20 protein-coding genes are annotated in these 22,091 nt (G+C 69.8%); 14 read left to right on the plus strand and 6 right to left on the minus strand.

The window, feature by feature from the left end:
* Positions 1-24: 24 nt before the first annotated feature.
* From BMZ92_RS02155 to BMZ92_RS02175, 5 genes are all read right to left on the minus strand, one after another.
* A complete protein-coding gene (locus BMZ92_RS02155; protein WP_091503928.1) occupies positions 25-1,128 on the minus strand; it encodes a mandelate racemase/muconate lactonizing enzyme family protein in 1,104 nt (367 codons plus the stop codon).
* On the minus strand, positions 1,125-2,015 hold the full coding sequence (locus BMZ92_RS02160) for a LysR substrate-binding domain-containing protein (protein WP_091503929.1): 891 nt from the start codon (positions 2,013-2,015) through the stop codon (positions 1,125-1,127). Before BMZ92_RS02160 ends, BMZ92_RS02155 begins: the two co-directional genes overlap by 4 nt.
* Before the next feature lie 146 nt (positions 2,016-2,161).
* Complete coding sequence (locus BMZ92_RS02165; protein ID WP_091503931.1) at positions 2,162-3,010, minus strand: SAM-dependent methyltransferase; 849 nt, start codon at positions 3,008-3,010, stop codon at positions 2,162-2,164.
* A 40-nt stretch (positions 3,011-3,050) separates the two neighbouring features.
* Positions 3,051-4,262: an MFS transporter gene (locus BMZ92_RS02170; protein ID WP_091503933.1), complete on the minus strand. Its 1,212-nt coding sequence runs from the start codon at positions 4,260-4,262 to the stop codon at positions 3,051-3,053.
* Positions 4,263-4,370: 108 nt separating this feature from the next.
* Complete coding sequence (locus tag BMZ92_RS02175) at positions 4,371-6,140, minus strand: sigma-54-dependent Fis family transcriptional regulator (RefSeq protein WP_091503934.1); 1,770 nt, start codon at positions 6,138-6,140, stop codon at positions 4,371-4,373.
* 113 nt (positions 6,141-6,253) lie between these two features.
* Here BMZ92_RS02175 and BMZ92_RS02180 point away from each other — a divergent pair, with 113 nt between their 5' ends.
* From BMZ92_RS02180 to BMZ92_RS02235, 12 genes are all read left to right on the plus strand, one after another.
* Positions 6,254-6,484 carry a hypothetical protein gene (locus BMZ92_RS02180; RefSeq protein WP_091503936.1) on the plus strand — a complete coding sequence of 77 codons (231 nt, stop codon included), beginning with the start codon at positions 6,254-6,256 and terminating at the stop codon, positions 6,482-6,484.
* Between the two features lie 82 nt (positions 6,485-6,566).
* Positions 6,567-8,216 carry a ferritin family protein gene (locus BMZ92_RS02185; protein WP_091503937.1) on the plus strand — a complete coding sequence of 550 codons (1,650 nt, stop codon included), beginning with the start codon at positions 6,567-6,569 and terminating at the stop codon, positions 8,214-8,216.
* Between the two features lies 1 nt (position 8,217).
* Positions 8,218-9,255: an FAD-binding oxidoreductase gene (locus BMZ92_RS02190; RefSeq protein ID WP_091503939.1), complete on the plus strand. Its 1,038-nt coding sequence runs from the start codon at positions 8,218-8,220 to the stop codon at positions 9,253-9,255.
* Positions 9,256-9,261: 6 nt separating this feature from the next.
* Entirely contained in the window at positions 9,262-10,440 is a 1,179-nt protein-coding gene (locus BMZ92_RS02195; protein ID WP_091503941.1) for a ferritin family protein, read from the plus strand.
* Complete coding sequence (mimD, locus tag BMZ92_RS02200; RefSeq protein WP_091503943.1) at positions 10,437-10,811, plus strand: propane 2-monooxygenase effector subunit MimD; 375 nt, start codon at positions 10,437-10,439, stop codon at positions 10,809-10,811. Before BMZ92_RS02195 ends, mimD begins: the two co-directional genes overlap by 4 nt.
* A gap of 12 nt (positions 10,812-10,823) precedes the next feature.
* Positions 10,824-11,861, plus strand: coding sequence for an amidohydrolase family protein (locus tag BMZ92_RS02205; RefSeq protein WP_091503945.1), 1,038 nt, complete (start codon positions 10,824-10,826; stop codon positions 11,859-11,861).
* Positions 11,858-12,535, plus strand: a complete 678-nt coding sequence (locus BMZ92_RS02210) for an iron-sulfur cluster assembly protein (protein ID WP_091503947.1) — start codon at positions 11,858-11,860, stop codon at positions 12,533-12,535. Before BMZ92_RS02205 ends, BMZ92_RS02210 begins: the two co-directional genes overlap by 4 nt.
* Positions 12,532-13,557: an NAD(P)-dependent alcohol dehydrogenase gene (locus BMZ92_RS02215; RefSeq protein WP_091503949.1), complete on the plus strand. Its 1,026-nt coding sequence runs from the start codon at positions 12,532-12,534 to the stop codon at positions 13,555-13,557. The genes BMZ92_RS02210 and BMZ92_RS02215 overlap by 4 nt, the downstream gene beginning before the upstream one ends.
* Before the next feature lie 10 nt (positions 13,558-13,567).
* Positions 13,568-15,259 (plus strand): chaperonin GroEL, encoded by a 1,692-nt coding sequence (gene groL, locus BMZ92_RS02220; protein ID WP_091503950.1) that lies wholly within the window; start codon positions 13,568-13,570, stop codon positions 15,257-15,259.
* Positions 15,260-15,743: 484 nt separating this feature from the next.
* Complete coding sequence (locus BMZ92_RS02225) at positions 15,744-16,733, plus strand: PHP domain-containing protein (protein WP_091503952.1); 990 nt, start codon at positions 15,744-15,746, stop codon at positions 16,731-16,733.
* A 47-nt stretch (positions 16,734-16,780) separates the two neighbouring features.
* Positions 16,781-18,322, plus strand: a complete 1,542-nt coding sequence (locus BMZ92_RS02230) for an MFS transporter (protein WP_143249775.1) — start codon at positions 16,781-16,783, stop codon at positions 18,320-18,322.
* An 81-nt stretch (positions 18,323-18,403) separates the two neighbouring features.
* Positions 18,404-18,706, plus strand: a complete 303-nt coding sequence (locus BMZ92_RS02235; RefSeq protein ID WP_245782839.1) for an EthD family reductase — start codon at positions 18,404-18,406, stop codon at positions 18,704-18,706.
* A gap of 51 nt (positions 18,707-18,757) precedes the next feature.
* Here BMZ92_RS02235 and BMZ92_RS02240 read toward each other — a convergent pair whose 3' ends face one another.
* Positions 18,758-18,880 (minus strand): ribosomal protein bL36, encoded by a 123-nt coding sequence (locus BMZ92_RS02240; RefSeq protein WP_091503957.1) that lies wholly within the window; start codon positions 18,878-18,880, stop codon positions 18,758-18,760.
* A gap of 505 nt (positions 18,881-19,385) precedes the next feature.
* Here BMZ92_RS02240 and BMZ92_RS02245 point away from each other — a divergent pair.
* Positions 19,386-20,651, plus strand: a complete 1,266-nt coding sequence (locus BMZ92_RS02245; protein WP_091503959.1) for a ricin-type beta-trefoil lectin domain protein — start codon at positions 19,386-19,388, stop codon at positions 20,649-20,651.
* Positions 20,652-20,666: 15 nt separating this feature from the next.
* Positions 20,667-22,013, plus strand: a complete 1,347-nt coding sequence (locus BMZ92_RS02250) for a chitinase (RefSeq protein ID WP_091503960.1) — start codon at positions 20,667-20,669, stop codon at positions 22,011-22,013.
* Positions 22,014-22,091: the final 78 nt, after the last annotated feature.

Consider the following 22,091-nt stretch of genomic DNA (forward strand, 5'->3'; position numbering starts at 1 on the left):
GATCCTCCTTGATTCCGGTGCCGGTCACTGGTCCTGGCGGTAGTGGGCGAGTTTGCCGGGGTCGAGTTCGGCGCCGAGGCCGGCGCCGGGACGGATGACCAGCTCTCCGTCGCTGATTTCGAGCGGCTCGGCGAGCAGGTCGTCGCTGAGGTCGAGGAAGTTGGACAGCTCCCCGGCCCGCCGCGAGGTGAGCCGGAAGGCCGCTCCGAACGCGACACTGCACAGTGAACCGAGCTGGCCGTCGATCTGGTTGCCCAGCACGACTTCCAGGCCGAGTCCCTCGGCGAGGTGGTGCACGCGCTGGGAATGCGTGAACCCCGTGCGGGCGACCTTGATGCTGATCGCCGTGGCGGAGCCGCCCAGCACCTCGCGCGTGACGTCCGCGGCGGTGACCGCGGACTCGTCGGCGATGAACGGAACGTCCACTTGGGACACCAGCCAGCGGCGGCCGAGCACGTCGTCGGCCGGGCACAGTTCCTCGGCGAACAGCAGCCCGAGGTCGGCCATCTCCCGCATCGCCCGCGCCGACTCCGAGGCCGTCCAGCCGCGGTTGCCGTCGACGTAGAGTTCCACGTCCTCGCCGAGGTTCTCCCGCAGCGCGCGCACCACGGCGGTGTCGAGCGCGACGGGGCGGCGGCCCACCTTGACCTTGAACGTGGTGATGCCGTGGGTGTCCCGCATCCGCTGGGCCTCGTCGACCATCGCGGCGGGTTCGTCGAAACCGAGCATGTGGCACACGCGCATCCGGTCGGTGTAGCCGCCCAGCAGTTCGGTGACCCCCACGTCGAGCGTGCGGCCGAGCGCGTCCCACACCGCCATGTCGAGCGCGGCCTTCGCGACCGGGTTGCCGACCGTGCGGCCGAGGCGGGCGTGCAGCTCTTCGCGTTCCAGCAGGCTCAGGCCGACGACCTGGGGCGCGAAGAGCTGCTCCAGCACCGCGACGATGCTCGCCTGCGTCTCGCCGTAGGTGAACGGCCGCGGGGGCGCCTCGGCGACGCCGACGATCCCGTCGTCGGTGTGCACGCGGACCAGCACGTGCTCGGCGGTGTGCACCTCGCCGGAGGCGAAGCGCAGCGGTTTGCGGTAGGGGATGGCGAACGGGATCGCCTCGACCTGGGTGATCTTCACCGGGACACCTCGCAGCCGGGGGTTTCGAGGACGTCGAGCACGGCGCGCACGAGCGGCGAATCGTCGTCGCCGCGCCAGGCGAGCGCGAGCTCGACGGTGCCGCCGTCGGCCAGGTCGCGGAACACCACGCCCGCCAGCGGCAGGGCCCTGGCCGACGCCGGGACCACGGCGACGCCGAGCCCGCCCGCGACGAGCGCGAGCAGCACGGCCGTGCCCGCCGCGTCGTGCTCGCGGCGCGGGCTGAACCCCGCGGCCTGGCAGGCGCAGTTGACGGCGTCGTTGACGACGGAGTCCTTGCTGGCGTAACCGACGAAGCCCTCGCCACGCAGGTCCGCGACGGAGACGGTGGGTGCGGTGGCCAGCGGGTGCGCGGCGGGCACCGCGAGGATGAGCGGCTCGACCTCCAGGGTGCGCAGCTCGATCCCGTCCCCGCGGGTCGGCGGGCGCAGCACGGCGAGGTCGAGCGTGCCGTCACGCAGCGCGTCGCACTGGGCCGGGGTGAGCAGGTCGGCCTCGATCTCCAGCGCGACGCCGGGCAGCTCCTGCTGCACCCTGCGCGCGATCGCCGGCAGGTGGGAGAAGGCCGCGGTGCCGGTGAAGCCGATGCGCACCAGCCCGAGCCGCCCGTCGGCGATCCGGCGCACGCCCCGCACGCTCTCCTCGACGGTGCCGAGCACGCGCCGCGCCTCCGCGAGGAAGAACCCGCCGGCCGCGGTGAGCGCGACCTGCCGCGTCGTGCGCGTGAACAGGGAGGCGCCGAGCTCGGCCTCCAGCTGCCGGATGGCCTGGGAGAGCGCGGGCTGCGCGATGTGCAGGCGTTCGGCGGCCCGCCCGAAGTGGCAGGTCTCGGCGACGGTCACGAAGTACCGCAGGTGCCGCAACTCCATCGTCCGTGCCTCATTTCCGCTCGCCGGTCGACCTCCAACCTAGGGAGCGGATTCCGTCAGCACAAAGACTGATTTGCGGGGGATTGATAAGCGGGGGTGATCAGTCGGCGTAGTCGGGACCCCAGGGGACCGTCGCGGGGTGCGGTTTACGCGCCCGGCTTCCGCCCCACGCCGCCGATCACCCGGGACTCCGACGGCGCCGAGGCGAACACCGTCTCCTCGTCCGGGTGCCACGCCGGTGCGTAGACCAGGCCCGGCTCCAGCAGGTCCCAGTCCCCGAAGAAGCGGACGAACTCGGCCGTCGTGCGCAGCTGGCCGGGGTTCGTCGTCTGCTCGTAGTACGCCACCAGGTCGGCCAGCGCCTGGCGCTCGTCCTCGCTGCGCGGGTTCTCGTTCGTCATCTGCGACAGCACGAGCAGCGAGCCCGGCGCGAGCGCGTCGCGGTAGGCCGCCAGCACCGAGTCCGGGCCGGTCTCGTCCTTGATGAAGTGCAGCACCGCGTTCACGACGAGCGCGACCGGCCGCGTCAGGTCGATCAGCCCGGTCTCGAGCACGCGCTCCCACACCAGGTCGGGCTGCAGGAGGTCACCCGCGATCGCCCGGTGCCGCTCCGGATCGGCGGTGTCGGCCAGCAGCAGCGTCGAATGGGCCAGCGCGACCGGCTCGTTGTCGATGTAGACCACGCGGGAGTCCCGCTGCGGGCGCGTCTCGTCGGCGACCTCGTGCACGTTGCCCGCGGTGGGCAGGCCGGAGCCGATGTCGACGAACTGCGTCACGCCCAGCTCCGCGCACCGCCGCACGGCACGCGCGAGGAACTGCCTGCTGGTGCGCATGTACTGCCCGATGAGCGGGAGCCGGGCGCGGATCTTGTGCGCGAACTCCCTGTCGATGGCGTAGTTGGTGTCCCCGCCGAGGAAGTAGTCGTAGACCCGCGCCGCGGACGGCCGGTCGAGGCTGCTTTCGACGGCGCGCAGCGCCTCGTCGTGGCCGATCATCCTGGCCTCCCCAGCTCCAGAAAATGAGACAAGCTCATCTTTACCCCACGGGTGTCAACCCGGTGTGGGACGCCCGCCGGGCGCGCACGCGGGACCAGGTCCAGATTCCCAGGCCGAGCACCGGCAGCGCCGCGCCGAACAGGCTCGAGCCCGTCCACCCGGCAAGATCGTAAACGGCCCCGGCGACCGCGGACGCCGCGGCACCACCGACGAAGATCGTCGTCATGAACACGGTGTTGATCCGGGCCCTCGCGTCGGCCCGCAGACCGTAGATCTCCCGCTGGCTCAGCACCTGGTGGCCCTGCACGGCGAGGTCCAGCAGCACGCCGGCGGCCGCCAGCACGACGAGGCTGCCCACCCCGACGTCCGCCAGCACCATCGCCGCCGCGCCGAGCGCGAGCGCCACCCCGCTGGCCACCTGGCCGTACCCGCGGTCGCCGAGCCGCCCCGCGACCGGGGCCGCGGCGGCACCGGCCGCACCGACGAGCGCGAAGATCCCCACGCCCGTCTGCGTGAGCCCGTGCCTGCCGGTCAGCTCGAACGCCACCGTGGTCCAGAACGCGCTGAAGGCACCGAACATCAGCGCCTGGCACGCGGCACGCCGGCGCAGCGCGGGCTCCTCGCGGGCGAGCGTCAGGATGGAGCGCATCAGGTGCGGGTAGCGCACGTCGTGGCCGGGCTCGCGGCGCGGCAGCAGCCGCACGACGGCCGCCGCCACCAGCAGCATCAGCCCGGCGGAGACGAGGTAGATCGTCCGCCAGCCCCAGGCGTCCGCGATGAGGCTCGACACCGTCCGCGCCAGCAGGATCCCCAGCAGCAGCCCAGTCATGACCGTGCCGACGAAGCGGCCGCGCTGCTCCTCGGGCGCGAGGTGCGCGGCGTACGGGATGAGGATCTGCGCCACCACCGACGTGATGCCGATCAGCACCGACGCGGCCAGGAACACCCCGAACACCGGCGACAGGCCCGCGACGACCAGTGCGATCGTGGTGAACACGAGCGTGCGCGCGGCCAGGCCGCGGTTCTCCAGCAGGTCGCCGAGCGGCATGAGCAGCGCCATGCCCGCGGCGTACCCGAGCTGCGTCAGCGTCACCACGAGCGCGGCGGCGCCCTGGCTCACCGAAAACGCGCGGGAGATCTCGTCCAGCAACGGCTGCGGGTAGTACAGGTTCGCCACCGTCGCCCCGCACGAGAACGCGAGCACGACCATGACGAGCCGGAGACTGCGGACGGGCTGGGCGTCCTGCGACATGACCCTCCTCGGAAACGGCTTCGCTTCCTCGAAGCCCGCGGGTGTCGCAGAGCATTCCCGTGCGGACGCGGGGAGTAACACGCGTCACGTGGAAACCGGGCGAACCGGTCAGCGGCCGGGCGTGACGATGCCGTACTCGTGGATCTTGCGGTAGATCGTGGCGCGCGAGATGCCCAGCAGCTTCGCGGCGCGCACCTTGTTGCCGTTCGCGTCCTCCAGGCTCCGCACGATGGCGTCCCGCTCGACGGTCTCGAACCGGTTGAGCGGGCGCCGCGCGAGCGCGTGGTACTCGGCGGGCAGGTCGGTCGGCACGATCGTGCCCGTGCGGCGGCGCTGGGTGACCTGCTTGAGCACCCGGTACAGCTGCGTGACGTTGCCGGGCCAGCTCGCGCGCATGAGCAGGTGCAGTGCCGCGGGCGAGCAGGTCAGCCCGCCGCCGAGGCGGCCGAGGAGCAGCGGGACCAGATCACGCAGGTCGTCGGCGTGCCGCCGCAACGGGGGCACGGTGACCGTGCGGGGGAACAACTCCAGCAGCGCCGGGTCGGCTTCGGCGTCCGAGGCGAGGGTGACCGCGACCCACGTGCTGCCGCGCGCCTCCCGCAGCGCCGCCACCAGTTCGCCGAGGCCGGGTGGGGTCAGCCGGTCGACGTGCCGCACGACGAGGGTGTCGACGGGATCGGTCACCAGCTCGCGGCGCAGGTCGCCGGCCCAGTCCTCGGTCCGGCGCGCCGCGTCGAGCACGTGCAGTCGCCCGGCCGGGTTGCGGCGCTGGTGCACACCACGCACCAGGGTGTACTTGCCGCTGCCCGCTTCGCCCGCGAGCACCAGCCATTCGCGGCCGTAGCCGAGATCGACGTCCTGCGCGGCGCGCAGCCACGCCGGGGACGAGCCGACCACGCCGGGCAGGAACATCGGCACCACCGGCAGCGCGACGCCCGCGCTCTCGTCCGAGTCGAGCAGCTTCACCGTGAGCACACCGCCCGCGATCTCGCCCTCGCGGTGCCCGCTCACCCGGCGGCACTGCAGCCGCACCTTCCCACCGCTGGACAACGTGACCGTCGTGGTCACGCGGTGGCGCTCGGCCAGCTCCTGGTGCGCACGGTTGAGCAGCATCGTCTGGTCGGCGGGGTCCAGCAGGCGGCGGGCGCTGTCGTTCATCATCACGACGTCGGAGTTGAACGCCAGCACGATGCCCGTCGTGCGGCGGCACGCCTGCAGGTAGGACTGGAACAGCACCAGCTCGCGCAGGCTGCTGTGCGTCAGCAGCGCCTGCCGCACCTGTTCGGCCGTGCTGCGCGCGAGCGCGACGAGCAGCCCGCCGGCGTCCTTGCGCCAGCACGTCAGGTCCACGGCGCCGATGGTCTTGCCGGAGATGGGGTGCTGGATCGGCACGCCGGCGCACGCGAGGTTCTCCAGGTGCTCGGCGTAGTGCTCGTGCCCGAAGACGTAGGTGGGGCGGCCGTCCTCGAGCGCGGTGCCGATGCCGTTGGTGCCCACGAACCGTTCGCCGTAGCTGTAACCGGGCACCAGCTCGACCCGCTCCAGGTGCCGGTGCAGATCGCGGTCGCCGGTGCGCTGCGTCAGCACGACACCGGCCGGGTCGGTGAGGATGAGGCTGATCGGCTGGCCCGCCAGCTGGTCGCCGAGCCGCTCCAGCACCGGGGCGGCGCCGCGCAGCAACGGCGTTTCGGGGTCGGCGTCGCCGAGGAACGGCAGGTCGATCCGGTCGGCGGGCACGCGGAACTCGCGGGAACGCCACCACGAAGCCAAAATCGGGGCCCTGACCTCGCCGGGCTCGACGGGTTCCCTGGTGAGGAACCGTTCGCGCGTGCGGGCGAGGCCTTCGTCGTCGGGCCGGATCGTGGTCGCACGGTCCACCTTGGCCTCCCGGCACCTCGCTGTGTCGTGCTCACAGGGTAGGCCAGGGGGCCACCGTGCCGGTGTCTCAAATTGAGACACCCCGCGCCGCGCGGCGGCGGTGGGATGGGGGCATGCGCGGTGAAACGTACAACCCGTGGACGATCGTGAACGTCGTCTTCTCGCACCTGGCGGAGCAGGGCCTGCACCCCGAGCTGGGCGATGGCGGTGATCCGGGGGAGCCCGCCGCGGCTTTGCTGCGGGCACTCGGCATCGAACCGCGCGCGGAGGGCGACTCGCGCGTAGGCGACGCGTCGCGCCGGGAACTGGCGGAGCTCCGGGAGCGGATGCTCGGCGAGCCGTAGCGCTGTCTCATATTGAGACCCGCGACGCGGGCCGGGGGCCTTGTAATCGTCGGCACAGGACTTGCCGCCCCAAGGAGCCGACATGAGCCGCCAGAGCGTGGCGAAAGCCCACCAGAAGATCCAGGAACTGTCCTGGGAACCGGCCTACCACGAGCCCGTCTCCCAGTACGGCACGGACTACACGTTCCGGAAAGCCAAGAAGAAGGACCCGCTCAAGCAGGTCCTGCGGTCGTACTTCCCGATGCAGGAGGAGAAGGACCACCGCGTCTACGGCGCGGAGGACGGCGCGATCCGCGGCAACATGTTCCGGCAGGTGCAGGAACGGTGGCTGGAGTGGCAGAAGCTGTTCCTGTCCATCATCCCGCTGCCGGAGATCTCCGCCGCACGCGCCATGCCGCTGCTGTTCCGCACGGTGCCCAACCCGGAACTGCACAACGGCCAGGCGATCCAGATGATCGACGAGGTCCGGCACTCGACGATCCAGCAGAACCTCAAACGCCTGTACATGAACAACTACATCGACCCCGCCGGGTTCAACTCGTCGCTGCGCAACTTCCAGAACGACTACTGCGGCACGATCGGCCGCCAGTTCGCGGAGGGCTTCATCACCGGTGACGCCATCACCGCCGCCAGCATCTACCTGACGATCGTCGCGGAAACCGCTTTCACGAACACTCTCTTCGTGGCGATGCCCGCCGAGGCGGCCGCCAACGGCGACTACCTGCTGCCGACGGTGTTCCACTCCGTGCAGTCCGACGAGTCCCGCCACATCAGCAACGGCTACGCCACCCTGCTGATGGCGCTTTCCGACGAGAGCAACCACCAGCTGCTGGAACGCGACCTGCGCTACGCCTGGTGGAACAACCACTGCGTCGTGGACGCGGCGATCGGCACGTTCATCGAGTACGGCACGAAGGACCGCCGCAAGGACCGCGAGAGCTACGCCGAGATGTGGCGCCGGTGGATCTACGACGACTACTACCGCAGCTACCTCGTGCCGCTGGAGAAGTACGGGCTGGTGATCCCGCACGACCTCATCGAGGAGGCGTGGAACCGGATCTGGAACAAGGGCTACGTGCACGAGGTCGCCCAGTTCTTCGCCACCGGCTGGCTCGCCAACTACTGGCGGATAGACCCGATGACGGACGAGGACTTCGAGTGGTTCGAGCACAAGTACCCCGGCTGGTACGACAAGTACGGGAAGTGGTGGGAGAACTACAACCGCCTGTCGAAGCCCAACGGGCACCACCCGATCGTCGCCGAGGACGTCGACTACGTGTACCCGCACCGCTGCTGGACCTGCATGGTGCCGTGCCTGGTCCGCGAGGACATGGTGTGCGACCAGGTGGACGGCCAGTGGCGCACCTACTGCTCGGAGACCTGCCACTGGACCGACGCGACCGCGTTCCGGCCCACCTACCAGGGCCGCAACACCCCCAACATGGGCAAGCTGATCGGTGCCCGCGAATGGGAGACCCTGTACCACGGCTGGAACTGGGCCGACGTGGTCAGCGACATGGGCTTCGTCCGCGACGACGGAAAGACGATGGTCGCGCAGCCGCACCTCGACCTCGACCCCAAGCGGATGTGGACGCTGGACCACCTGCGCCGCATGCCCGAGGTGCAGAGCCCGAACGTGCTGCTCAACCAGATGACCGACGACGAGCGCGCCGCGTTCGTGGCGGACTACCACCGGCAGGGCCCCGCCGGTCGCCCGGCACCGGCCGGCTGACATGGCCGACAAGCACGTCGTCCGCTTCGAACCCGTCGGCATCGAGATCGAGGCGGACGAGGACCAGACGATCCTGCGCGCGGCCGCGGAACAGGGCGTCATGCTCATGCACGGCTGCAAGGAGGGGCAGTGCGCCTCCTGCAAGTCCTTCCTCCTGGAGGGCGACGACGTCGAGCACGAGCGGTACTCCACGTTCGCGTTGCCGGACTTCGAGAAGGAGGAGGGCTACACGCTGCTGTGCCGGGCACACGCGTACGAGGACCTGACCATCGAGCTGCTCAACTACGACGAGGAGATGATCCACTCCGGCCTCCCGATCCAGGAGGGCGTGGTGGAGGTCGTGTCGATCGGCCACGTGACGCACGACCTGCGGCACCTCGTCGTGCGGCTCCTGGAGCCGGAGACGCTGAAGTTCTTCCCGGGCCAGTACCTGGACTTCGCCGTCCCCGGCACGGAGGAGACGCGCTCGTTCTCGATGGCCAACACCTCGTGCCGGGAGGACGGCCGCCTGGAGTTCGTGATCAAGGTCTACCCGGGCGGCCTGTTCTCGCAGTTCCTCGACACCCGGCTGAGGCCGGGCGACCGGCTCGCCGTGACCGGGCCGTTCGGGGTGTTCACCCTGCGGGACAACCCGGACGCGCCGGTGGTGTTCGTCGGCGGTGGCGCCGGGATCGCCCCGATCCTGGCGCTGCTGCGCTCGATGGCCGAACGCGGGATCGGCAGGCCCGCGGTGTTCTACTACGGCGCGCGCCGCCGCCGTGACCTCTGCTTCACCGAGGAACTGCATGCGCTGGAGGAGAAACTGCCCGACTTCCGGTACGTCCCGGCACTGTCCGAACCGGACGGTGACGGCTGGGACGGGGAGACGGGCCTGATCACGGACGTCGTCCGGCGGCGGGAGACCGCGCTGCGCGGCGCCGACGCGTACGTCTGCGGGCCGCCTCCGATGGTGGAGGCGGCACTGGAACTGCTGCCCGCGCTGGGCGTGCCCGAAAAGCGGGTGTTCTACGACAAGTTCACCACGACAGGCGAAGGGTGAAAACCGATGTCTACGCCGACCACCACACCCGTCCGCAGTGTGCCGAAGCCTGTTTTCACCGACGCCGAGGCCGGCGCGAGGGAGTTCCCCGACTCGAACCTGCGGCGGTTCAACTACTTCGACCCGGCCAAGCGCAAGCAGAGCCACTACGAGGACGTCACCGTCGAGGTGCAGCCCGACCCGCGGCACTACCTGGCGCAGGGCTGGCTGTACGGCTTCGCCGACGGCCAGGGCGGCTACCCGCTGGAGTGGACGAAACTGAAGGCCTGGGGCTCGGACCGGCCGGTGCCGGAGCGTGGCCCCGGATCGGGGGGCCGGGGCTACGACTGGCCCGCCCACGGCTGGCACGAGTTCCGCGACCCCAACGAGGAGTGGGAGCTCACGCTCTACCGCTACAACGCCAACGTCGTCCGCCAGCTCAACCAGAACGTCGAGGCGGCGCGGCAGGCCAAGGCGTTCGACCAGTGGAACCGCAACTGGACGCACTTCGTGGCGCAGCACGTGGGCGCGTGGATGCACGTGGACCACGGGCTCGGGCTGTACCTGTTCGCCAACGCCAACCGCCGCGGCCCGACGAACATGCACAACACGGCGATCGCGGTCAACAGCATGCACCGCATCCGCGCCGCGCAGGACCTCGCGCTGTACAACCTGACGCTGACCGAGGAGATCAGCCACTTCGACGGCACGGCGCACCTGGTGACGTGGAACGACGACCCGGCGTGGCAGGGCGTGCGCGAGGTCGCCGAGCAGCTGACGGGGATCTGGGACTGGGCCGAGGCGGTGTTCGCCGCCAACGTCGTGTTCGAGCCGCTCGTGGGGGAGCTGTTCCGCAGCAACCTCGTGCAGCAGGCCGCCCCCGCCAACGGGGACTTCGTGACGCCGACGCTGATCGGCGCCGAGGAGTACGACTTCTCCGAGCGCGACCTGCGGTACACCCGCGCGTTGTTCCGGCTGCTCGTCGACGACCGCGAGTTCGCCGAGCACAACCGGAGCCTGCTGCGCGGGTGGCTGGGCGAGTGGGTGCCGCGGTGCCTGCACGCCGCGCGGACGCTGCAGCCCCTGTGGTCGCAGCCGGACGCGAAACCCCCGCGGTTCGAAGACGGGCTGGACCGGGCGAAGAGCCGGTTCAGCGGCATCCTGGCCGACCTCGGCCTGCCCGCACCGAAGGAGCTGAACCAGTGACCACCACGAGTTCCCGGACGGAAAGCCCTTTCAAGGCCGACAGCACCGCGTCCAACAGGTGCGGCTTCACGCTGATGAACAACCAGGTCGGCACCATCGTCGCGGAGGTGCTCGGCAGGCTCGACAACGTCACCATCACGCACCTGCCGTCGATGATCCGCGTCGACGGCGTGGGCCGCTTCGACGTCGTGTACGCCGACATCGACGAGGCGGCGGGCGAGGAGGAGGGCTGGTTCGACGCGGCCGAGTTCGAGGAGAGCATGTCGACCCACTACGGCCGCATGGTCCACCTCGACGACCGCACGATCATGTTCGCCAACCCCGAGGACGCCGCCGAGTACCTCGACTTCGACCTCAAGCCCCTGCGCTGAAAGGACTCCGCGATGTACGAGAAGGACGGCGAGAAGTACTTCGTGGTCGACGGGCACACCCACTTCTGGGACGCGAGCCCGGCGAACTGGGTCGAGGGGCAGGAGGAGTACGCCAAGGGCTGGATCGAGTGCTTCCACGCCTACCAGGGCCTCGGCCCGGAGGAGACGCACTGGCCCATCGACCGGTTCCAGAAGTACTCCGAGGAACTGATGATGCACGACCTGTTCGAGGCCGGGCACGTGGACAAGGCGATCTTCCAGCCCACCAACCTGCGGCAGTGGTACCGCACCGGGTTCAACACCACCGAGACCGACGGCGCGCTCGCCGAGAAGCACCCCGGCAAGTTCCTGGTCAACACCTACTTCGACCCGCGCGAGGGCGACGCGGGCATGAAGGCGTTCACCGAACGGGTCAGGCGCTACGGCTGCAAGGGCGTCAAGCTGTACACCGCCGAGTGGCTGGGCGATTCGCGGGGCTGGTCGCTGAAGGACCCCGAGGCCGCGAAGTACCTGGAGAAGTGCGAGGAACTGGGCGTCAAGAACATCCACGTCCACAAGGGACCGACGATCTGGCCGCTGGACAAGGACGCGTTCGACGTGTCCGATGTGGACCAGGTGGCCACGAGCTTCCAGGGGCTGAACTTCATCGTCGAGCACGTCGGCCTGCCCCGCATCGAGGACTTCTGCTTCATGGCCACGCAGGAGCGCAACGTGTACGCGGGGCTCGCCGTCGTGATCGGTGGCCTCATGCACGCCCGGCCGAAGTTCTTCGCGAAGGTCATGGGCGAGCTGATGTTCTGGCTCGGCGAGGACAAGCTGGTCTTCGGCGCGGACTACGCCATCTGGGAGCCGAAGTGGCAGGTCGAGGGGTTCGTGGACTGGAACATGCCGGCCGACGAGGAGCTGTCGGACTTCCCGCCGCTGACCGTCGACCAGAAGAAGAAGATCCTCGGCCTGAACGCGGCCCGGCTCTACGACATCGAGGTACCCGAAGAGCTGCGGCTGCGGGCACCACAGGTGGTCGAGCCGGTCGGCGTGCCGAACCCGTGACAGCCGAGGAGGTGTGGTCCGCACTGGCGACCGTCCGCGATCCGGAACTGGACGAGCCGCTGACGGACCTCGGTTTCGTCGCGAGGTGCGAGGTCCGGGGCACGCGGGCGTACGTCGAGCTGCGGTTGCCGACGTACTTCTGCGCCCCGAACTTCGCGTTCCTCATGGTCGCGGACGCCTACGACGCGGTGTCCGCGGTCGCCGAGCCGGAAGTCGTGCTGCTGGACCACTTCGCGGCGGAGGCGATCAACCGGGGTGTCGCGGCGCGGGCGGGGTTCGTCGCCTCGTTCGAGGGGGAGGCGGTCGCCGAGCTGGACGCACTGCGCGCCGACTTCCTGCGCAAGGCCGTGTTCGCGGGCACCGACCGGGTGTGCCGCGCGCTGCGGTCGGCCGGGGTCGAGGTCACTCCGGCGCTCACCCTCGGCGACGTCCCGCCGAGCGCCGACCTCGACCGCCTGCGGGCCCGCCGCCGTGAACTGGGGCTGCCCGCGGGCGACGACGCGCCGCTGCTGGTCGACCCGGGCAGCGGCGGCGGGATCGGGCCGGGACAGGTGCGGCGGCACCTCGCGGTCGCCCGGCTCACCCGCACCAGCATGGAGGCCAACTCGGGGGTGTGCCGCGGGATGCTGCGCGTGCGCTACCCGGGGATCGCGGAAGAGGAGGGCACGGGATGAAAGCCGTCCGCCTGCACGAGTACCACCGCTCACCCGTCGTCGAGGAGGTGCCGGAACCCACCGCGAAGGAGCCGTTCGACGTGGTGGTGAAGATCGGCGGCGCCGGGGTATGCCGCACCGACCTGCACCTGATCGAGGGGCAGTGGGACGGGTTGGCCGAGATCACGATGCCGTACACCCTCGGCCACGAGAACGCGGGCTGGGTGCACGAGGTCGGCTCCGCGGTCACCAACGTCGCGGTGGGGGACACGGTTATCCTGCACCCGACACCGACCTGCGGGCTGTGCCACGCCTGCCGCGCGGGCAACGACATGCACTGCGAGAACAGCGTGTTCCCCGGCCTCAACCGCGACGGCGGGATGGCGGAGTACCTGCTCACGTCGGCGCGGGCGTGCATCAAGCTCGACCCGTCGACGCACCCGGCGGACGTGGCGGCGCTCGCCGACGCCGGGATCACCGCCTACCACGCCGTGCGCAAGGCCGTGCCGCTGCTGTACCCGGGCACCGTGTGCGTCGTGAACGGGGCCGGGGGCCTCGGGCACATCGGCATCCAGTCGCTGCGGGCGCTGACCGCGGCGAAAGTCGTGGTGGTGGACCGGAACCCGGACGCGCTGAAGCTCGCCGAACAGCTCGGCGCGGATGAAACCGTGCTGGGTGACGGTTCCCACGTGGAGGCCGTGCTCGATCTGACCGGTGGCCACGGGGCCGAAGTCGTGCTCGACTTCGTCGCCGAACAGGGCGCCCAGCAGGACGCCTTCGCGATGACCAGGCGCGACGGGTCACACTTCGTCATCGGTTACGGTGGCACGCTTGAAGTCCCGACGATCGACCTCATCTCCACCGAGCGGAACGTCGTGGGCAACCTCGTCGGCACGTACAACGACCTCGCCGAGCTGATGGTGCTGGCGCAGACCGGCAGGGTCACCTTGCACACCAGGAAGTACCCGCTTGAGGCGGCGCTCGACGCGCTGGCCGACCTCGACGCCGGCCGGGTCCGCGGCCGCGCGATCCTCACGCCTTAGGAGTTGCGGCATGGCCAAGGAACTGCGGTTCGGCGCGGAGGCGCGGGAGCTGCTGCTGTCCGGAGTGGACAAACTCGCGGAGGCGGTGAAGTCGACGCTGGGACCCAAGGGGCGCAATGTGATCATCGAGAAGATCACCGGCTCGCCCGTGGTGACCAACGACGGCGTGACCATCGCGCGGGAGATCCACCTGAAGAACCAGTTCGAGAACATGGGGGCGCAGCTGGTCAAGGAAGCGGCGATCAAGACCAACGACGTCGTGGGCGACGGCACCACCACGGCGACGGTGCTCGCGCAGGCGATCGTGCGCGAGGGGATGCGGGCCATCGCCCGCGGCGGGAATCCCGTGTTGGTCAAACGCGGCATCGACCACGCGGTCGGGCGGCTCGTGGAGCACCTGGAGAAGGCGGCGCACCCGGTGGTGTCCGAACAGGACTACGCGAGGGTGGCCGCGATCTCGGCGAACGACGACGACGCGGTCGGTTCGGTGATCGCGAAGGCGCTGCACACGGTCGGCGACGGGGGAGTGGTCACGGTCGAAGAGTCGCCGGCGCTGGGGATGTCGGTGGAGTTCGTGGAGGGGTTCGAGTTCGACAACGGTTACGTGTCGCCGTACCTGGTCACCGATCCGGGGCGGCTGGAGGCGGTGCTCGACGACCCGTACATCCTGATGTGCGCGGAGAAGATCACGAAGGTGCAGCAGCTGATGCCGTTGCTGGACCGGATCATGCGGCAGCCGCGGCCGCTGGTGGTCATCGCCGAGAACGTCGAGGGTCCCGCGCTGAGCATGCTGGTGCACAACCACGTCAACGGCACGTTCTCGTCGGTGGCCGTGCGCGCGCCGGGGTTCGGCGACCGGCGGCTGCACAAGCTGGAGGACCTCGCCGCGGTGGTGGGCGGTGCCGTGCTGTCGAAGCAGTCGGGGTTCACGCTGGAGACCATGACGCTGGAGCACCTCGGCCGGGCGCGGCAGGTGCGGGTGACCGAGAACGCGACGACGATCGTCGGGGGCGGCGGGTCGGCGGAGGCGGTGGAGTTCCGGGTGAACCAGCTGCGGGCGGAGCTGTCGCGGGCGCAGTACGGCATCGACGAGGACGTGCTGACGGAGCGGATTGGAGCGCTGACCGGCCGCGTCGCGGTGATCAAGGTGGGCGCCGCGACGCCGGCGGAGCTGAAGGAGCTGCAGCACCGCGTGGAGGACGCCCTGTCGGCCACGCGGGCTGCGATGGCGGAGGGCATCGTGGCGGGTGGCGGCGCGGCGTTGCTGCACGCCGCCCGGGTGCTGGAGGACCTCGGGTTGGAGGGCGACTACGCGACGGGAGCGGAGATCGTGCGGCGGGCGCTGAGCGAACCGGCGTACCTCATCGCGTACAACGCGGGCTACCCGGCGCACGACGTGGTGGCGCGGGTGGGTGAGCTGGCGGACGACGAGGGTTTCGACGCGCTGCTGGACCGGTACGGGAACCTGGTGGAGATGGGGATCGTCGACCCGCTGCGGGTGTGCCGCTCGGCGCTGCAGAACGGGGCGTCGGTGGCGGGCCTGCTGCTGACGACGAACTCGCTGATCGCGGAGGAGCAGACGCCGTGGGGCGGCAGCCCGGCGCTGATGACGGAGTACGGCCCGCTGGACGAAGGCCTGCACCAGCCCTCGCCGGATGCCAGCACGCCCCAGTCGCTGGGGATGGGCCCTTCGGTGGGGTGATGGGGCGCCTCGGCTTGGTCGCGCTGGGCCGCGGGGGCTGGCTCGGTCGTGCTGAGCCGCCCTCAGGCCGACTACCCGGCTGATCGTTTGCCAGGCCCGCGGGTCGCGCGGTCGCGGCTTCCGCGGGCGTTGCTTGCCCGGGCCCTTCATCCGGGCAACGGAGGCTTCGGGTGGGTCATTCGCCCGGGCCTCGTGGGCCGGGAGGTTGGGGTTCGAGGCAGCTCCTTCGCCAGGCCGTGGGCCGGGAGGCCGGGGTTTTGGGTGAGCTCGTTCGGCCGGACCTGGTCGGCGGCGGGAGTGGTCGGGCAGCGGGGCTTGGGGCGGCTTCGTCCGCCAGGCCGTGGGCCTCAGCCACCCGGAGCCCGTCGGCAGGGTCGGGTCGTTCCTCTCGCCCCGTCGGTGAGCTGGGCGGCTGAGGCCCCGGCGCTCTCGTTCCCCCAAGCTCCAGGGTGAGAGTTCGCCTCCGCCGTGGTACTCCTCGATCATGGATCCGGTATGGGCACTGCGGCAGATCGCGTTCCACCTCGAGCGATCCGGCGCGCCCACCTACCGGGTGCGGGCGTTCCGCCGGGCCGCGGCGGTGGTCGAGGAGCTACCGGCGGGGGAGCTGGCGGAACGCGTCGCGGCCGGGACGCTCAAGGCCCTGCCGGGGATCGGTGACGCGACGGCGCAAGTGATCACGCAGGCCGCGGCAGGGGAGGAACCGGCGTATCTCACGAAGCTGGTCTCCTCGGCTGCTCCGCCAACCGATTCCGCCCTACGCACAGCGCTGCGGGGCGACTGCCACACGCATTCCGACTGGTCGGACGGTGGCAGCCCGCCACGCGAGATGGCGGAGGCGGCCAGGGCGCTGGGGCACGAGTGGATCGCGCTCACGGACCACTCGCCGCGCCTGACGGTGGCGCGCGGCCTGTCGCCCGAGCGGCTTGAGGCGCAGCTGGCGCTGGTGGAGGAGCTGAACGCCGAGCTGGCGCCGTTCCGGATCCTGACGGGCATCGAGGTCGACATCCTGGAGGACGGCTCCCTCGATCAGCGGGACGACCTGCTGGGCAGGCTCGACGTCGTGGTCGCGAGCGTGCATTCGCTGCTGCGCATGCCCGCGAAGGAGATGACGGCCCGCATGATCGAGGCGGTGCGCAATCCGCACACGGACGTGCTGGGCCACTGCACCGGTCGCCTGATCACAGGCCGCGGCCGCCCCCAGTCGACGTTCGACGCCCACGCGGTCTTCACCGCCTGCCGTGACGCGGGTACCGCGGTGGAGATCAACTGCCGCCCAGAACGCCAAGACCCACCCGACGACCTGCTGTCCCTGGCGGCCTCGCTGGGCTGCGACTTCGCCATCGACACGGACGCCCACGCGCCGGGCCAGCTGGACTGGCTGACGTCGGGCTGCCTGCGCGCGGAGGCGCTGGACATCGGCCCGGAACGCGTGATCAATTCCCGAACAGCGGCAGAGATTACAGGCGCCTGAATTCGTCTTCGTGAAATCCCGGAGCTGTGGCACAATACTGGCCTGTTGTGAATGAATCGATGAAAGCCGGGAGCCGGGAGTGGCTCGCGTTGCTGGTGGTGGTATCGCCGGTGACCGCGGTCGCGATCGGCGGTACCAGCCTCTTGCTTGCCTTACCGCAGCTCAGCGTCGATCTGGGGGCGTCAAGCACCGAACAGCTGTGGATCGTCGACATCTATGCGTTCATGGTGGCGGGATTCGTCGCGATGATGGGCGCGGTTGGCGATTGGATCGGTCACAAGAGGCTTCTTCTCCTCTCGGCAACGGTGTATGCGGGCGGCTCGCTGATTGCGGCCTTCAGCACGAGTGTCGGCATGTTGATCGCGTCAAGGGCTCTCATGGGAATTGCGGGAGCCGCATTGTTGTCCGCCACTCTCACACTCGTCAGTGCGATTTTTCATGATCCCCATCAGAGGGCGGTGGGCATCACCGTTCGGGCGAGTGCGGTATTGCTGGGAGCAGCCGCGGGTCCCGTTGTCGGCGGAATCCTCCTGGAATGGTTCTGGTGGGGCGCTGTGCTGATGGTGGGGCCGGTCATGGTGGCTTTTCTGCTGATCATCGGCCCGTTCGTGTTGCCCGAACCGCCATCTCCGGCCCGACGAGCGCGTATCGACGTGGTCAGCGCGGGATTGGCCCTCGCAGCGGTTCTGCCGACCGTCTACGGCCTCAAACAGCTGGCCCGCGACGGATGGAGTTTAGTCGTAGGAGTTGCGATCGTCGGTGGTCTCGTGTTCGGCCTCGTGTTCTGTGTGAGGCAACTGAACCTGCGTGTGCCCTTGCTCGAGCTCCGCTGGTTCCGCGACCGGCGTTTCGGCGCCATGTCCCTGATCGTCCTAGTTGGCACCACGTTACTCACAGGTATCAGTCTTTTCATCCCGATCTACCTGCAGTCGGTGGCTGACTTCACCCCGATGGCTGCCGGCTTGCTGCTGGTCCCCCAGTCCATCGCGACCGTCGCGTCGACATTGACGTTACCGCGCCTGGCCAAACGCCTGCGCCTCCTTTGGGTGTCGGGAGCTGGGACGGCAGTAGCGATGGTGGGCTGCTTGCTGCTGGCGCTGGGGGCACTTCAGGCATGGATATCGGTGCTGATCGTCGGTTCGATGCTGATTTCGATGGGAGTCGTCTGGTTGACGGCACTGGGCACCGTGTTCATCATGAACGCTGCGCCGCAGGGGCTGGCGGGAACAGCCTCTGCCATCGTGTCGACCAACAACACCTTCGGTGGCGCGTTAGGGCTCGCCGTGCTCGGAAGCATCGGCTTTGGCTTGTACCGGGCTCAGTTGGTTGTCCCCGCTGGTATACCCGCTGGTGCCGTGACGACCGCGCGGGAGACGGTCAGCGGAGCAAACGCGGTTGCGCAGGGGCTGCCGGCAGGGCCTGCAGCTGAGCTGCTCGGCTCAGCACACAGCGCGTTCGCGCAGGGCATGGCCGTGGTCAGCATGATCAGTGCAGTCCTGCTGATCGCCTGCGCGGTACTCGTCGCGGTGGTGTTTGCCAAGCGGCGGGAGCCCGCGAACGCCCGGGTGGAGGTTGTAGCCGGGGACTGACGTTTGTCGTACAGCCGTGAGCTGCGGGAACAGGCATGATGGGAGGCCGGAAGCTCAACGGAGAGGCTCACGATGTACCGCATGACCGTCGTCTACGACCGGCCTGCCGAGCCGGACGCGTTCGTCGCCCACTACCGGGACGTGCACGCTCCGCTTGTGGCCGCGCTGCCCAACCTCCTGGCGTTCGAGTGGGGCCTCTGCGAGAGCCCGGACGGCACGACGCCCGACCACTTCCTCATCGCCGTGCTGGACTGGGAGAGCAAGGATGACGCGCTCGCCTCGCTGGGTACCGACGCCGGGCGGGCGGCCGGTGCCGACGTGGCCAACTTCGCCAAGCCGGGCGAGTTCCACACCAGCTTCGCCGAGGTGACCAAGGTCGTCTAGGAACGACGGGAGCCCCGTGGCGCGCACCACGGGGCTCCCGTTCCTGAAAAGTCAGCCCTGCCGGGTGTTCCAGCGGGGGTCACGCTTGTTGATCACGAACGTGTGCCCGCGCCGCCGTACGACGATCGAACCCGGCTTCTGCTTGAGCGACCTGACCGAACTCCTGGCCTTCATGCTCGCTCCTTTCTCTCGCACCCGGAATAACAACGGCACCCCTGGGGACATTCCCCGTGCGGGCTCATCGCGAACCGATCGGCGGGGCAGCGCCTCCGGTGCGCGGAACCGATCGGCGGGGCTTCGTTCGGGGCGTCGCATCGGTGCACCCGGGCTGCGCCGCGCACGGGGTTGATGCTCGTCTTGAGCCGCTTGGTGATTCGGTCAGGGGGCGGACGGGCGGCTCCGGCGGCTGCCCGATGATGCGCGCGGCCCACTGCGGTGAGAAGTGCCACGGCCAGTCGGTCCGGAGCGCCGGACCGACTGGCACCCGAGTTGAGCCACCCGCGCGTTCCCACCGAAGCCAAACCCCGCGAGCCACCGCCGTGTCAACCCGCCGGAAGTCGGGTCCCTCCGGCGGATCCCATCGGTGAGGTACCCACCAACCGGCCTCTTGCTCGGTTGGTCCAGACCATGCATACTTCGTTGTCACCTCGAACAAAACGACGCTCAGGTGGTGACACCGATGTCTCCCCGCCGCACGTCCGTCCTGCTCGCGACCGCACTCCTCGGCCTCCTCCTGATCGGTCCCGCCCCGGCCACCGCCGCCGGGACGACCGTCAACGTCTGGCTCACCACGACCGACGACGCCCGCGGCGTGAACGTCACCCGCGGGCTGCAGCAGCAGACCCCGATCGCCTTCACGGCCGGCACCGGTAGCGGCGGGCAGACCATCACCGTCAACGAGAACACGACCTACCAGACCTTCGAGGGCGGCGGCGCCTCCTTCACCGACACCGCGGCCTGGCTGATGAACTCCAGCGGCGCCCTCTCGCAAACCACCCGCGACGACACCATGCGCAGACTCTTCGACCCGGACACGGGCATCGGCCTGAGCTTCGTGCGCAACCCTATGGGCTCCTCCGGCCTGGCCCGCTTCGGCTACACCTACGGCGACGTCCCCGCCGGACAAACCGACCCCGGCCTCGCCAACTTCACGATCGCCCACGACCTCGCCGACGTGGTGCCCCTGACGAAGCAGGCGAAGCAGCTCAACCCCGCCCTCAAACTCATGGGCACCCCCTGGACCGCCCCCGCCTGGATGAAGGACAACGACAACCTCGCCCAGGGCTGGCTCGAAGCCCAGTACTACCGGGCCTACGCCGCCTACGGCGCCCCGACCGTCGACGACGCCTCGATCCGCAACGACCCGTTGTTCGGCGGCATCGCCTGGCACGGCTACGGCGGCGACGTCGCCCAGCAGACCACCGTCCACAACCAGTACCCCTGGCCCCACTTCGGTGGCTGCGGCACCTGCACCGGCCTCATCCCCGTCCACAATGGAGACTCTCGGCACGGTCAGGTCGACTACACCGTCGAGTACTACGACATGGGGCACCTGACGAAGTTCGTCCGGCCCGGCGCGGTGCGCATCGACTCCCGCAACGTCGCCTGGCGCAACCCCGACGGCTCCAAGGCCCTGATCGCCTGCAACACCACCGGCAGCACGTGGCCGGGCACCCCGACGAGCCCGACGGGACCCATCACCGGCATCGGCGGCAAGTGCCTCGACGTCAAGGACCGGTCGACCGCCGACGGTGCCCAGCTCCAGCTGTGGGACTGCGGCGGCACCCCCAACCAGCAACGGGTGGTCAGCGCCGCCCGCGACGTCGTCAATCCCGCTGCGAACAAATGCCTCGACGCGACCGGGCAGAGCTCGGCCGACGGCACCCGGCCGCAGATCTGGACCTGCACCGGCGGCAGCAACCAGAAGTGGACCGTCCCCGTCTGAACAAAGGAAGTTCCCATGAGAAAGACCGTGCTCGCCGCGGTCGGCGCACTCGCGCTGACCGTGTTGTCCCCCTTCGCCGCGCAGGCGGCGACCGGCCAGATCACCGGCTACGGCGGCAAATGCGTCGACGTCGCCGCGGCCAGCAACGCCAACGGCACGCCGGTGCAGATCTACGACTGCAACGGCACCAACGCGCAGCAGTGGACCGCGCCCGGTGACGGCACGCTGCGCGCGCTGGGCAAGTGCCTCGACGTCACGGCCGCCGGAACCGCCGACGGCACGAAGGTCCAGCTCTACGACTGCAACGGCACCGGCGCGCAGCAGTGGAGCTACAACACCTCGACCAGGCAGTACGTCAACACCGGCTCCGGCAAGTGCCTCGACGACACGGACTGGAGCACCACCAACGGCACGCAGCTGCAGATCTGGACGTGCGCGGCCACCGCGAACCAGCAGTGGTCGGCGCCGAACGGCAGCACCGCCGCGCCGAGCGCGCCGATGGCCGTCGCGCCCTACCTGTACGAGGGCTGGGGTAGCCCGCCCAACCCGATCGAGGTCATGAACTCCACCGGGGTCAAGTGGTTCACGCTCGCGTTCGTGCTCTCCAACGGCACGTGCAACCCGCAGTGGGACGGCTCGCGGCCGCTCACCGGCGGCGTGGACGGCTCGACGATCAACGCCATCCGCGGCAACGGCGGGGACGTGGTGCCCTCGTTCGGTGGCTACAGCGGCAACAAGCTCGAGCAGTCGTGCGGCAGCGCGAGCGCGCTCGCCGGCGCGTACCAGGCCGTCATCAACGCCTTCGGGTTCAAGGCGATCGACATCGACCTGGAGGCCGACGCCTACTCGAGCGCGACCGTGCAGCAGCGGACGGTGGACGCGCTCAAGACGATCCGGGCGAACAACCCGTCGGTGAAGATCTACGTGACGATCGGCACCGGGCAGTCCGGGCCCGACACGAGCCTGATCAACCGCGCGGCGGCGAGCGGGTTCGCGGCGGACGCGTGGACGATCATGCCGTTCGACTTCGGCGGGGCCGGGCAGAACATGGGCAACCTGACCGTGCAGGCCGCCGAGGGGCTGAAGAACGCGCTCAAGAGCGCCTACGGCTACAGCGATGACAGCGCTTACCGGCACAGCGGGATCTCGTCGATGAACGGGATCACCGACCAAAGCGAGACGGTGACGGTCAACGACTTCAACACGATCCTCAACTACGCCGGCAGCCACCACCTCGCCCGCCTCACGTTCTGGTCGGTCAACCGCGACCGGCCCTGCACGGGCGGCGCGGCGGATTCCTGCTCCGGCGTCTCCCAGTCGAACTGGGACTACACCAAGGTGTTCGCGAAGTACGCGGGGTAGGCCCCGCGATCGGCGGTAGGGCGGCTGCCTTGTGCGCGCCTAGCATGGGCACACCGGTTTTCGACGAGGAAAACGAGG

The organism is Amycolatopsis sacchari (genome assembly GCF_900114035.1).
GTDB classification, from domain to species: domain Bacteria; phylum Actinomycetota; class Actinomycetes; order Mycobacteriales; family Pseudonocardiaceae; genus Amycolatopsis_E; species Amycolatopsis_E sacchari.